13 protein-coding genes are annotated in these 13008 nt (G+C 36.2%); 6 read left to right on the top strand and 7 right to left on the bottom strand.

The features are described from left to right. The first annotated feature begins 93 nt into the window (after positions 1-93). The 5 genes from B5P42_RS28340 to B5P42_RS28320 all read left to right on the top strand — a co-directional run bounded on the left by B5P42_RS28340 (position 94) and on the right by B5P42_RS28320 (position 4477). On the top strand, positions 94-1026 hold the full coding sequence (locus B5P42_RS28340; protein ID WP_113735807.1) for a sugar-binding transcriptional regulator: 933 nt from the start codon (positions 94-96) through the stop codon (positions 1024-1026). Then, entirely contained in the window at positions 1026-2588 is a 1563-nt protein-coding gene (gene lsrK, locus B5P42_RS28335) for an autoinducer-2 kinase (RefSeq protein WP_113735806.1), read from the top strand. The genes B5P42_RS28340 and lsrK overlap by 1 nt, the downstream gene beginning before the upstream one ends. Before the next feature lie 25 nt (positions 2589-2613). Further along, positions 2614-2976: a cupin domain-containing protein gene (locus B5P42_RS28330; protein WP_000909986.1), complete on the top strand. Its 363-nt coding sequence runs from the start codon at positions 2614-2616 to the stop codon at positions 2974-2976. 6 nt (positions 2977-2982) lie between these two features. Then, positions 2983-3765 (top strand): 3-hydroxy-5-phosphonooxypentane-2,4-dione thiolase, encoded by a 783-nt coding sequence (gene lsrF / locus B5P42_RS28325; RefSeq protein WP_113735805.1) that lies wholly within the window; start codon positions 2983-2985, stop codon positions 3763-3765. A gap of 109 nt (positions 3766-3874) precedes the next feature. After that, positions 3875-4477 carry a chorismate mutase gene (locus tag B5P42_RS28320; protein WP_181458843.1) on the top strand — a complete coding sequence of 201 codons (603 nt, stop codon included), beginning with the start codon at positions 3875-3877 and terminating at the stop codon, positions 4475-4477. A gap of 138 nt (positions 4478-4615) precedes the next feature. On the opposite strand, the gene B5P42_RS28315 is transcribed toward B5P42_RS28320, so the two are convergent. The 6 genes from B5P42_RS28315 to B5P42_RS28290 all read right to left on the bottom strand — a co-directional run bounded on the left by B5P42_RS28315 (position 4616) and on the right by B5P42_RS28290 (position 9504). After that, on the bottom strand, positions 4616-5035 hold the full coding sequence (locus tag B5P42_RS28315; protein WP_113735803.1) for a VOC family protein: 420 nt from the start codon (positions 5033-5035) through the stop codon (positions 4616-4618). Positions 5036-5253: 218 nt separating this feature from the next. Next, complete coding sequence (locus B5P42_RS28310; RefSeq protein WP_113735802.1) at positions 5254-5961, bottom strand: nucleotidyltransferase family protein; 708 nt, start codon at positions 5959-5961, stop codon at positions 5254-5256. A 181-nt stretch (positions 5962-6142) separates the two neighbouring features. Continuing rightward, positions 6143-6580, bottom strand: a complete 438-nt coding sequence (locus B5P42_RS28305) for a VOC family protein (RefSeq protein ID WP_113735801.1) — start codon at positions 6578-6580, stop codon at positions 6143-6145. Positions 6581-6764: 184 nt separating this feature from the next. After that, on the bottom strand, positions 6765-7091 hold the full coding sequence (gene hmoA, locus B5P42_RS28300) for a heme-degrading monooxygenase HmoA (RefSeq protein ID WP_002084853.1): 327 nt from the start codon (positions 7089-7091) through the stop codon (positions 6765-6767). 97 nt (positions 7092-7188) lie between these two features. After that, positions 7189-8403, bottom strand: coding sequence for an MFS transporter (locus tag B5P42_RS28295; RefSeq protein WP_113735800.1), 1215 nt, complete (start codon positions 8401-8403; stop codon positions 7189-7191). Between the two features lie 57 nt (positions 8404-8460). After that, positions 8461-9504 (bottom strand): ArsR/SmtB family transcription factor, encoded by a 1044-nt coding sequence (locus tag B5P42_RS28290; RefSeq protein ID WP_088035442.1) that lies wholly within the window; start codon positions 9502-9504, stop codon positions 8461-8463. Between the two features lie 355 nt (positions 9505-9859). Between B5P42_RS28290 and B5P42_RS28285 the strand changes: the two genes are divergently transcribed. Next, on the top strand, positions 9860-10321 hold the full coding sequence (locus tag B5P42_RS28285) for a DinB family protein (protein WP_113735799.1): 462 nt from the start codon (positions 9860-9862) through the stop codon (positions 10319-10321). A gap of 237 nt (positions 10322-10558) precedes the next feature. On the opposite strand, the gene B5P42_RS28280 is transcribed toward B5P42_RS28285, so the two are convergent. After that, the gene (locus B5P42_RS28280) at positions 10559-12847 is read right to left on the bottom strand and encodes a glycoside hydrolase family 3 C-terminal domain-containing protein (protein ID WP_113735798.1); all 2289 of its coding nucleotides are present in this window, start codon (positions 12845-12847) and stop codon (positions 10559-10561) included. Positions 12848-13008: the final 161 nt, after the last annotated feature.

Raw genomic sequence — 13008 nt, 5'->3', positions numbered from 1 at the left:
TTTCACTGGGCTATTTATCGCCTCAACTGGAATAAACAAAATAACGAGCACATATGTTTAAGCAGTGGTCAATTGTTGAAAGGGATGAAGAGCATGTCACAGCTGAACTTTGAAGACAATTTGTTAACAAAAGTAGCTTGGTACTATTATAAAGATCAATTAACCCAGCAAGAAATTGCTTCACTTCTTCACATTTCAAGAAATAAAGTCGTTCGGTTGTTAGATAAAGCACGGACGGAAGGTGTCGTCACATTTCACATAAAAGGTACTGGTTTACACTGTTTAAGTATCGAACGTGACCTTATAAAAAAATTCCATCTAAAAGATGCTTTCGTTATTCCAACTCCAACTGAGGATTATGCATTTTCACTTGGAAAAGCTGCCGCACAATATTTAGAAACTCAATTGCAACAAGGGGATTTACTTGGGATTGGCTGGGGAGAGACGATAAGTAAAATGCTAGAAAACATTCATTTTGATAGCTCTATGAATCTTTCAATCGTTACTCTTACAGGAGGCGTAAATCACTATATTCCAAGAAATCAAAGCTATTTAAACTACATGCAAGGCGATCTTCATATTATTCCTACCCCTTTTCTTACATCTACAAACGAAATGACACAAATTATTCTATCTGAACCGAGCGTGAAAGATATGCTTCACGTCGCTTCACTCGCTCATACAGCAGTAGTTGGCATTGGTGGTTTATCTCAAGACGCCACAATTGTGAAAGAAGAAAAATTAACACTACGTGAAATGACTTATATACGTAGTCAAAACGGGGCCGGAGATATTTTAGGGCAATTTTATAATACTGACGGAAAACAATTAGAACTTCCCCATCATAACCGTCTTATCGGCACACCACTCTCTGTTCTTCAAAATATGAAACATGTCGTTGGTGTAGCTGGCGGTACGGAAAAGATAGCTGCAATTTATGGCGCCTTAAAAGGAAAGTTCATTCATACATTAATTACCGATGAAGAAACTGCCCTCTCCTTATTAAGAAAGGAAGGTGACTCTTAATGTCTACTCTATTAGCTTACGACGCTGGTACAGGGAGCATTCGAGCAGTTCTTTTTGATTTAAACGGTAATCAACTTGCTGTTAGTCAAAAAGAATGGATTCATAAATCAGATAGTCGTTACCCTGGTTCTATGAATTTTGATGTAACTGAAAACTGGCAGCTCGTTCAACAATGTACGAAAGAGGTTCTTCAAAAAAGTAATACGTCCTCCTCTTCTATTAAAGGTATTAGTGCAACGAGTATGCGTGAAGGCTTTGTTTTATACGATAAAAACGGGCAGGAAATATGGGCTTGTGCAAATGTTGATGGCCGTGCGTCAGCGGAAGTTAGTGAACTAAAACAAGTTCGTTCCGAAATTGAAAAGGATTTATATAAAAAATCCGGTCAAACTTTTTCATTAGGTGCTTTACCTCGCTTACTTTGGATTAAAAAACATGAACCAGACGTGTACAGGAGCATTCATTCTTTCACGATGTTAAACGATTGGATTTTATATAAATTGTGCGGCGTACTACAAATTGATCCTTCAAACGGATGTACGTCCGGTATATTCGATTTACAAAATAGAGCTTGGGATAACTGGGTTGCTGAGCAATGCGGTCTTACTCTAGCCTTTTCTCCAAAAGTAAATGAAGCTGGTACAGTTATCGGGAATATCACAAAACGAAGTGCTGAGTTAACAGGATTACATGAAGGAACACCGGTCGTTGCTGGCGGCGGAGATGCACAAATGGCATCGCTTGGAACTGGAGTTGTAAAACCTGAACAAACATTTATATGCGGGGGCAGTTTTTGGCAACAAGAAGTAAATATAACAAAACCAGAAACTGATCCAAATGCGGCACTTCGCGTAAATTGCCATGTCGTTCCTAACCTATGGCAATACGAAACAATCGCTTTCTTCCCTGGCCTTGTTATGAGGTGGTTTCGAGATGCCTTTTGCCATGAAGAAAAACGGCTCGCTGAAAAACTCGGTGTAGATGCTTATGAATTACTAGAAGAACAAGCGAAAGAAGTTCCTGTAGGCTCACATGGCATCATCCCCACTTTTTCAAATGTAATGAATTATATTTCTTGGCGACATGCTGCACCATCCTTTTTAAATTTGAGCTTAGATGCTGATAAATGTGGGAAGAAAGAAATGTTCCGGGCAATAGAAGAAAATGCCGCCTTCGTTACATTCGGCAACTTGAAATTAATAGAGGCTCTCACAGGTAAATTTCCTTCTGAAGTGATTTTTGCTGGCGGCGCTGCTAAAGGAAAACTTTGGCCGCAAATTCTTTCAGACGTTCTTGGAATCCCAGTGAAAGTACCAGTTGTAAAAGAAGCGGCAGCTTTAGGAACTGCAATTGCTGCTGGGGTTGGTGCTGGCATATATTCATCTATGGCAGCGACTGCCGAACAGTTTGTACAGTGGGAAAACACATTTGAGCCAGTCACTGAAAATCATGAACTATATAAGGAATTCTATGAAACATGGAAAACTGTGTATAACAGTCAGCTCGCTTTAGCCGATAAAGGGCTCACCTCACATATGTGGATTGCACCCGGTGCTCTGTAACACATTACATAAAGGAGTGAAATGTATGTTAAAAGCGAATGAAAATGATTTCTCCTATCGCTTCGGTGATAACGGGCCTAAATATTTAATACAAGGTCCAAATATCGATCTTGGCCTAGTCGTGATTCAGCCTGGGCAAGAGTTTCAAAATCACTATCATACAACGTGCGAAGAAGTCTTCTATGCGTTAGAAGGCGAAATAGATTTCTATGTGAATAACGAGAGAGTTCCGATCAAACAAGGGGATGTCTTGCAAGTTCGACCTCATGAATCCCATTATCTTATTAACCATTCTGATAAGCCTTTTAAAGCTGTTTTTATAAAGTCACCACATTTACCAAATAAAGATACTGTACAAACTGAAAATCCAACATTAACGAAGGAGTGATTCCTAATGACTTGGGGATTTAAAAATCGATTAAACACAATTTTACCTGACGGCAGAGCGGTTATGTTAGCGATAGATCACGGCTACTTTTTAGGGCCAATTCACGGACTTGAACAACCGTTAGAAACAGTTAAAAACTTACTTCCATATACTGATTCCCTCTTTTTAACACGAGGCGTATTAAGTTCCTGTATTCCTGAAAACTGCAACACACCGATGGTTATGCGTGTATCAGGCGGGGCAACTGTAGTAGGCAAAGATTTAGCGAATGAAACAATTGTTACACCTGTGAAAGAAGCAGTAAAACAAAACGCAATTGGCGTCGGCGTTTCTGTCTTTGTTGGATCAGACTATGAAACACAAACTGTTTCAAATCTCGCAAACGTAGTCTCTGAAGCTCACGATTACGGCCTGCCAGTACTCGGTATTACCGCCGTTGCGAAAGAACTACAAAAACGTGAAGCTCGCTTTCTAGCACTCGCCTCCCGCGTATGTGTTGAAATGGGAGCTGATATTATTAAAACGTACTACTGCGAAGGATTCGAAAAAATCACAAGCACATGCCCTGCTCCAGTCGTAATCGCGGGAGGACCAAAACTTGATTCAATCGAAGACGCATTAAACATTACTTACAATGCGCTGCAAGAAGGCGCAATCGGAGTAGACATGGGCCGAAACATATGGCAATCCGAACATCCAGCTGCGATGATTCAAGCAATTCATGGTATTGTGAAAAATGGATTAAGAGTAAAAGAAGCATTACAATTATATGAAGAAGTAAAAAATTAAAATAAAGTAAAACTATAACCAGTTGGGGTTTTACGGAATAAAAATAGCAGACTATGTAATATTGTAGTCTGTTATTTTCTGTTAAAATATAAGAAAAGGAGGAATGATTATGAACCGAATACCTTTTGAACGCCCTACTGATCATTATGATGAACGCTTATCTTCTATTGATGAAAAAATTTGCTCTTTATTAAAAGAACGGAAAGAACTTTCGAATGGGAATCCGGGTTTCCCACCAGATGAAGCCATTTCTAATTGGGCAAAGCAGAACGGGTTATATCCCGATTATTTAAATTCATTATTCTCATCTATGATGGACGAAGATGAGTTTAAACCTCGCGTCGAACCGACTAAGTTTAAAAAACATATACCCGTTTTAAAAACTTATGAACATAAAGAAACTGTGTATACTGTAACCTTTATTCGTCAATATTCTAACGCTAGTGTAATTAATTTATATAAGGAATGGGATCAAAAAAACAATACACTTAATGAGAATAATACACATAGCCTTGTTGAATTATCGATAAATGATACATACGATTGCTGGGCAGAAGGATGGACTGGAACAGATGGACATGTGAGCTACCAATTTGTAGTTTCCCCTACTCTTCCTAATAATCTCTCTGGAATTAGCTTATTATTTAAAGAACAAAGTATGCCATTTATTAAAGATCAAGCTATGCTTGAATTTGAAATTCGATTAGATTAATAAAGTGAAACTTTAATCAATCGGGCTTTTGACTAAAAGATGCTTATTTTTTACTTTGGTGTTCCATTAAATAAGCGAATAAAATGATCAAGCCCCTTTCCAAACTGGATAAGGGGCTATATATACACCTTCAAAGAATTATTCTTGATGAGTGCCATTCAGTTTTGAGACTTTCTTACCATCTCTATAGTCAAGGCAAGATACTTCAATTAACAATCCATTAAACATTGTAAAATAAAAACCATAACTACTACCTCTCATTGAATACGGTTTCTTGTCTATTTCAATGCCACCAGCTACTAAACGATTATATGATTGATCAACTTCACTTGAAGTTTCCACTAAAAAACCAATATGAAAAGCTTCAGGATACATAACTTCCTTATTCCCCTTAAATGCTTTTGGATCACTTAGCACAAGTATAAATCCACTCTCATCACTCATTACTACAAGTGCCTTTCCCTTTTGCTTCAAAAATTGAAAATCAAAAAATGTTTCAAAGAAATGTCTAGCTTCTGATAAATCATCAACACATAGATTTAAATGATTCAACTTCATTCACTCATCTCCTTTTAAGCAGAGGGTATATATACTCATATTAATAACACTTAAATATTCAAGGGGAAAGTATTAGACTATTTTTAATAGCCTAATACTTTCCCCTATAGTCTAGAACTTTTTTAAAATGCAACATTTGGAATACAATGAATGAAATTATATGAACAATTCGACACGGAATATCACTTTACTGATAAAAATTGAGAATCGTAGTAGCCCTATTGTTTATTCTCCAAATTGGTTAAAACCCACTCAATCAAGGAAATTGCTGAAGAGATTCGCTCTGTCGTATCTCCTAAAAACACTTTATTAAGTAAATCATCAAAATTAGTCGGTTTAATAGATAATGCTTGAATATACCTTAAAGCAGATCCAGCTGGAGGTGTTGGTCTGTTATTAATAGCCCATATTCCCTCTAGCAATGTCCACATTGATGTGTGAACTATGTATGAAGCTTTTAACTCATCTTTTGCTTTCAAAGCAGCCTGAATTTTAATAAGCGAACTATGTAACCAATGAGAAATGCCTTTTACTTTATCACTAGAAACAGAATAATTTTCATATGTATGTTGAGCTATTTCCTTTAACCTTTTTAACTCACTGTAACTATCAAATAAAATTTTACCTTCTAAAAAAGAATATAGTTCCATCGGATTCTTTTTAAAGTTTACTTGTATTTGATTAAAATCATCATACTTGTATTCAACTAGAATACCTTTTCTAGTTTCTGAATGAAATTTCTTCTTTTGTCCGCCCTCTAAAAGAATATAAAAGTCCAAATCGGATTCAGGATATGCATCGCCTCTTGCGACAGATCCGATAAGCATTAATCCACTTATTTCATTTCTAGCTATATGTTCATTTAGAATTTTATGTACTAACTCTTTATGGTTTTCATATGTAATAAATGAAAGATTCTCTATCATTTCTATCCTCCAAGTTATCGATTTATTCTTATAAGAATAGATCGATATTTCTCAGTTTCTAAAATAAGCAAACACCTTTTAAACGATATTGAATTATATTTTTTCTCATACATTTCCATTATACACACTGCTAATTGTTACATGCCGAGCTCTATTTTATTTTCACATACTTGTAAAATGCCTAGTCAAATTGCTTTCTATTAATTCTTTGTGCAATTGGGTGATCATCTTTTAGTTGCAGTAGATCCCATAAATTCCCGTATAAGTCCTTAAATACTGCAACAATTCCGTATGATTGCTCTTTCGGCTCTCTCACAAATTCTATTCCTCTTGAAATCATTTCATTATAATCTCTCCAAAAATCGTCAGTATTTAAGAAAAGAAATACTCTACCGCCTGATTGGTTACCAATAAAGGGCTCTTGCTCAGGTTTAGATGCCCTGGCTAGTAATATTGTTGTGCCGACTGAACCTGGAGGAGATACCACTACCCACCGTTTGTTTTCTTCTGGCTGATAACTATCTTCAACTAATGTGAAATTTAGTTTCTTTGTATAAAACTCTATTGCCTCGTCATAGTCTTTTACTACTAATGCAATATGAACTATCGATTGAACCATTATTGTCCCTCCTAATCTTACTCACTGATCGAGTTTATATTTTAACATTTCTAGTTTTAACCTGTCCGTTAATTCTTCTTACATCACAGGCGAATCATTCTCTTTATTCAATATAAATAACCATCTATCAGTAAGCAGATAGATGGTTATTTATTCGAAAGAATATAATTAAACAAATGTATTTTTACGACTGTTGATAAGCCGATTTCGATGATTTCACATAATAAACTCCGTGCTCAACCTTAATGATATGATCTGGTTTTGGCTTACCGCGGCCCGCTCTATGTCCAGCTAAGTGCTCTTCACTCGTTTCCCAGTTCTTCCATGCTTCTTCCGATTCCCACCGAATCATAACTACAACTTCTTCGTCTCCGCGTCTTACTTTTTTAACGAGAACACTTAAGTCGATGAATCCTTCAAATTTTTCAATAATTCCTTCTCCTGTGAAACGCTCTACAACTATATCTGATGTACCTTCTTTTACTGTAAATGTCTTCGTTTCGATAAACATATATTCCACTCCCTCTTTGTAATACGAATACTAGTATTCTTCTATTATAATTGATTATGATAATTATTTTCAATTATAAAGTTTCAAATCTTTATAATTATGCTGACTTCTCCTCAATCGCCTCATCTAAAAATTTGAAATACGGAAGCAATATTCCTATTAAAGAAGTAACACATATAATCGAACCAATGATAAAGTATAGTACTCTCACTCCCCACATTTCACTCAGTATTCCCCCTAATAACACACCTAATGGCATTGCCGATCGTATGAAAAATAATCGCACTGAAAATACTTTTCCTATCATATTACTTGGGACAGTTTGTTGGCATATCGTCGTGTTATGAACATTGAAAAATGCAATACATATACCAGCAATTACCTCGATTACAATCGCAATAATAATACTATTATTTAAACCTAGTGAAATGTAAGTAAGGCCCCCTACGAATAATCCTCCAAGCATAAGTAATCTACGGCTTCTATACTTCACTTTCCCAACTAACATGGAACCAACTACATAGCCAAGTGGAAATCCTGCCATAAAATAACCGTATTCAGCATACCCTGCCGATAGTTCGTCTTTAATATAAGGAAGATTCGTAACCATCGTTACTCCTACTCCAAATTGAACGAATGTTAGAAAGATACCAAGCCAAACGATAACTGTTTTTGTGAAAAAGTATGTAAAGCCGTGAAGAAACTGCTCTAGCCACGTTTTTCGAAGTTCTTGCTTTATCCTCTTTTCTGTAATGAAAAGTAATAATCCTCCACTTATAAATAGACAAACGCACACAAAAAATAATGTAAGCTTCATTCCAATAAAATGAATGACGATACCACCTAATACTGGCGCTAGAAACATCATAAGACGAGTCATTCCATCTATATACGCATTTGCATCTTGAAGCTGCTCTTTACTTACAATGCTCGGTGTAATTGCTTGACTTGCAGGTGTATACAGCGGTGTAATGAGCCCAATTATAATTTGAACGACATACACGTGCCAAACTTCTATACTACTAGTAACTAACATGACTAAAGGCAGTAAGAAAACAGAGGCCCGCATCCATTGCGAAAAAATCATAATCCACTTTCTGCTCCATTTATCAATATATGGCCCGCTTATAAGTTGCAGTATGAGTGACGGGATAAAATATAGTAACCACATGCTACTTAATGCTGTTTTTGATCCTGTTAATTCATAAACAAGAATTGAATTACATAACGTTCCGAAAGCCCCACCTAATTCTGAAATTGCACTGCCAATCCACATAAAAAAGAATGAACGATTTTTCAATACACTATTCACTATAGCTCACCAACTTTTCTATTAAATTCCTCCCTTTATGTACATTCTCGTTGTATATTATCTATTCAAAAATGCATCTAATTCTTTCGCTAAAGACTGCAATGCTTTCTTTCTTAACACATATTTCCCATCATGAATATCAACTAACTTTGCTGAACGTAAAAGTTTCAAATGATGATGTACTGTCGATTTTCCTAGTTGTAATCTTTCCGTTATTTCTTGCAGTGTACGCTCTTGTTCAAATAATAGTTTTACAATACGCAATCTTGCCTCGTCCCCGAGCGCCTTATGTTTATGAACTAAAAAATAGCTCGGCTCATATGGATCTTCCGGATGTATACTTTCATTTGCGACCGGATAATGAAACACTTTCGTATCTTCAATATCAGCTTCTATGTTCCACGGTCTGTACGTAATTTGTGGGATAAGAAGTACGTGATGAACACTTGGCTCTGGCATATATATAACGCCACCTGTAGCCCACTCGACAAACTCTTCCGGTTTCATCTTTTTATTCATTTCATTTTTCGCTTCATAATCTCGCTTTAATATAGAGAGCAGTTGCTCCTCTTCTTTCTTAATAACACCCTCATACCATCCTGTCATAACCGCGATTAAATGACCCTTTAGTTCTTGTACATCTGCATCACATATAAAGCCAATATAAGTAGAGAAAAACTGGTGATCATGTGTCAGTTCCTTTAGTTCGTGTATTACAGATGCTTCTCCGCTTGCGGCTAAACGTCTTTTCGCTTGATACACTTCTCCTAAAAACGGTAAACATATATACTTTAAATCTTCTTCTGAAAATGAATCGATATTTGCAATAAACTGTGATAGATCCTGAAAATCTCCCTCATACAATAACTGAAGCAATGCTTTCCATGTATTATTTTCTTCTACAAACTGTAAATGCTCTCTCATCTCTACCGATAATGATTCTCTTATTTCTTCCCATTCACTTTGAGTCTTTTCAAGAGTATCGATTAACCTCTTATGAGTAATTGCCGCAATGCCAAGTGCGCATTCGAAAAGTATCGAATACTTCATTTGAACGTTGTATGTTTCCCTTTTTCTACTCGTCACGTGAAAGACTTCCATTTTATCCCCTCCTTATTTGCTATGTATTAAATTCTATATTTATCGAATTATACCTTCTAATTTTTTAGAATTTTAAAACTTTCTGAAACTTTATATTGCTACAAGTTTTTAAATTTAAGCTGCAGTTAATTTTCTTGTTCAACTATGAGGCAGGTTTATTGAAGAGAAAGGAGAATTTATTACGTTTATAAAAATGATTTGGAAAGCATAAGTTTATTTCTGCAATTACTACAACGGCGCCGTATTGTTCTTTTAGAAACTTCCAAACATCAATCAGATGATAAGTAGGTACGTTTCTACCTAATTTATCTAACACTTATTGTTGGTCTATCTCATAGTTAAGGAGGCTATACGAATGGGTAAAAAAGAAATATTACAAAATGGGGTCAAGCAAGTTTTTTACGAAGAAGAATGGTATCCACCGATATCAGAAGCGTTAAAGAATCTTACTGCTGCACAAGCATGTTGGCACCCAGAAGGAAAGGCCAGTAATACGATTTGGGAAAATGCAAACCATTTACTAACCTTTAAAGAACGCTTACTGTCCCGCTTACATCAAGATGACACATTTGTCCAAGGTGGACCTAATGATGATGGTGCTTGGCAACAAACAGTGAAGCGAACGCTCCAAGTACATGATGCCTTACAATCTTCATTAACATCCCTTCAAGAAGCAGAACTGGATCAACCAAGTCCGTCTCTACCAGTTTGGCAACAATATATGAATATCCTATTGCACGATGCTTATCATACAGGTCAAATTATACAACTTCGTAAACTCCAAGGTTCATGGCCATCTCATCGTTCATATTTATAAGCAATGATTAAAGATGATAGACAAGCATATGATTCTACATTTAGCAGAATAAGTACAAAAAAAAGCAAATGAGATTCTAACTCTCATTTGCCTTTTTGCGTGCTGGAGAAACATCCTGCAATGAATTATTAAGCTTAATTAATATTCAACAAAGAATGTTCAATGGATAAAGTAAAACTTTAATTAGGCATTTCCCGGCCATTATCTCCCGCCTAACTTCCTCGCATTCGCCGCTTATCAATTCACCTGCGCATCGTTCAATAGCACAATTATTTCACTCAACATTTCTTCTGTAAAAGCACCTGCGCTAAAGTTCACTAATGCTCGTAATGGCATATAGTTCAGCATAGCGTCCATCATTTCAGATGCATCACTATCCCCTTCAGTCATACTACCAAACGGACTGTCTTTTAATGCTTTTTCCATAAGCCCTTTTGCGATTGGTGCTAAGATTGGGTCCGTAAATATGTCCCCAAGTAACGTATTACGATGCACTGGTTGTTGAGTTAAAGTCGTTGATTGAACATACATGCTATCATGTAAAACAATCTCTTTTGAAGACTTTCCTACTAAAATCTCAAATTCACCTGTTTCAACATGCCAGTCCTTTAATTCAACATTATAATAAGCAAATGATCTTTTATTTAAAGTAAAGCTAACCGTTTTTTCTTCTCCCGGTTGCAATTCTACTTTTTCAAATCCTTTTAGCTCTTTTTCAGGACGAGTCATGCTGCTTTCAACATCTTTTATATAAAGCTGAACAATTTCTTTCCCTGCTCTACTACCAGTATTTTTCACGTTCACACTGATAGAAACAGTGTCCGTATCCGTTATCTCTTTCTTATTTATTGAAATATTACTATATTCAAAATTTGTATAACTTAATCCAAAACCAAATGGGAACAACGGTTCAATATTTTTCGCATCGTAGTAACGGTATCCGACGAACACACCTTCTTTGTATTCCACTTTGTCCCCTTCACCAGGGAAGTTTAAGTAAGAAGGATTATCGCTTAACACTTTCGGAAATGTTTCCGCTAATTTCCCGCTTGGATTCGCATCACCAAATAATAAATCAGCAATCGCTCCGCCTAATGCTTGGCCACCTAAATAGCCTTCAAGTATTCCTTTTACTTTACCTATCCATGGCATTTCAATTGGAGCACCGTTACTTAAAACTACAACGATATTACTTTGAACTTCAGCGATAGCCTCAATTAATTGCACATGATTTTCTGGCATTTGTAAATGTTTTCGATCAAAACCTTCAGATTCATAACGATCTGGAAGTCCAACAAAAAGGACCGCTGTATCTGCTCGCTCTGCTATTTTTTTCGCTTCATTAACCATGCTTTCATTTACATCATCACTGGCAATGTCATAGCCTTGGGCAAATAATATGTTCGTTTTTTCACCTGATACCGTTTCAATTTCTTCGAGAATACTTTCAAGATTTGTTGGATTGATATGGGAGCTTCCGCCACCTTGAAAACGTGGTTGCTTTGCAAATCCTCCAATTACTGCTACCGTTCCCTCTTTTTTCAGCGGAAGAATGGAAGCTTCATTTTGTAACATAACCATACTTTCACTTGCAACTTCTCTTGCAAGCTGATGATGCGCGTCCTTACTATACGCAGCGTTTTCTAATTGGTTATCATAAGCTTTAAAAATAATGTAAAGAAGACGCTCTGCCGCTTGATCAAGCTTTTCTACAGATAGCTTACCACAGTTAACTGCGTCGACAATTTTCTTCTCACCAATTCCAAAGCTTGAAGGCATTTCTAACTCCAAACCGTTAGCTAAACTTGCAACACGCTCATTTACTGCACCCCAATCAGAAACGACAAAACCTTCAAATCCCCATTCATCTTTTAAAATATCATTTAATAAATAGTTATTTTCCGAAGCGTATTCACCATTTACCTTGTTGTATGCGCTCATTACTGTCCAAGGCTGTGCTTCCTTAATGACATCTTCAAAGCTAGCAAGATAGATTTCACGCAATGTTCTTTCATCAACAATTGCATCTACAGACATTCTGCGATGCTCCTGATTATTAGCAGCGAAATGTTTTAATGACGTTCCAACCCCTTGACTTTGTACGCCTTTAACATGGTTTGCAGCCATTTGTGATGATAAATACGGGTCCTCTGAAAAATATTCAAAGTTTCTTCCGCATAGCGGCGAACGTTTAATATTTGCACCTGGTCCAAGGAGAACTCCTACATTTTCAGCCTGACATTCTTCTCCTAATGCAACTCCTACTTGTTTTATTAATTCTTTATTCCATGTACTAGCTAATCCTACTGCTGATGGGAAACAAGTCGATGGAATACTGTTATAAATCCCTAAGTGATCTGCTCCCTCTGCCTGTTTTCTAAGGCCGTGTGGTCCATCAGTTACCATAATTGAAGGAATTCCTAATCGCTCAATCCCTTTTGTATTCCAAAAGTCTAATCCAGAACATAGACCTGCCTTTTCTTCTAATGTCATTTGTGAAATGATTTTCTTAATATCCCTTTTCATAATAGCCCTCCTAAAAAATAATTAAGTAAACGCTTTCTTAATGTTATTATAGTTATTATTTTTTAAATATTATGGTATATTTTTTAGAATAATGGTAAAAATTTTAGCTTATTATATTTATGGTTATACCGTACTCTCTTTCGCTCTTATTTTAAAACCTT

The sequence above is a fragment of the Bacillus sp. SRB_331 genome (genome assembly GCF_003264175.1).
Lineage (GTDB): Bacteria > Bacillota > Bacilli > Bacillales > Bacillaceae_G > Bacillus_A > Bacillus_A mycoides.
This window is presented reverse-complemented; position numbering and strand designations above follow the sequence as displayed.

Excerpts from the sequence above, each read along its gene's own strand:
- B5P42_RS28320 (WP_181458843.1), top strand. The coding sequence starts at position 3,875 with ATGAACCGAATACCTTTTGAACGCCCTACTGATCATTATGATGAACGC.
- B5P42_RS28330 (WP_000909986.1), top strand. The coding sequence starts at position 2,614 with ATGTTAAAAGCGAATGAAAATGATTTCTCCTATCGCTTCGGTGATAAC.
- B5P42_RS28280 (WP_113735798.1), bottom strand. The coding sequence starts at position 12,847 with ATGAAAAGGGATATTAAGAAAATCATTTCACAAATGACATTAGAAGAA.
- lsrK (WP_113735806.1), top strand. The coding sequence starts at position 1,026 with ATGTCTACTCTATTAGCTTACGACGCTGGTACAGGGAGCATTCGAGCA.
- B5P42_RS28285 (WP_113735799.1), top strand. The coding sequence starts at position 9,860 with ATGGGTAAAAAAGAAATATTACAAAATGGGGTCAAGCAAGTTTTTTAC.
- B5P42_RS28290 (WP_088035442.1), bottom strand. The coding sequence starts at position 9,504 with ATGGAAGTCTTTCACGTGACGAGTAGAAAAAGGGAAACATACAACGTT.
- B5P42_RS28315 (WP_113735803.1), bottom strand. The coding sequence starts at position 5,035 with ATGAAGTTGAATCATTTAAATCTATGTGTTGATGATTTATCAGAAGCT.
- B5P42_RS28310 (WP_113735802.1), bottom strand. The coding sequence starts at position 5,961 with ATGATAGAGAATCTTTCATTTATTACATATGAAAACCATAAAGAGTTA.
- lsrF (WP_113735805.1), top strand. The coding sequence starts at position 2,983 with ATGACTTGGGGATTTAAAAATCGATTAAACACAATTTTACCTGACGGC.
- hmoA (WP_002084853.1), bottom strand. The coding sequence starts at position 7,091 with ATGTTTATCGAAACGAAGACATTTACAGTAAAAGAAGGTACATCAGAT.
- B5P42_RS28305 (WP_113735801.1), bottom strand. The coding sequence starts at position 6,580 with ATGGTTCAATCGATAGTTCATATTGCATTAGTAGTAAAAGACTATGAC.
- B5P42_RS28340 (WP_113735807.1), top strand. The coding sequence starts at position 94 with ATGTCACAGCTGAACTTTGAAGACAATTTGTTAACAAAAGTAGCTTGG.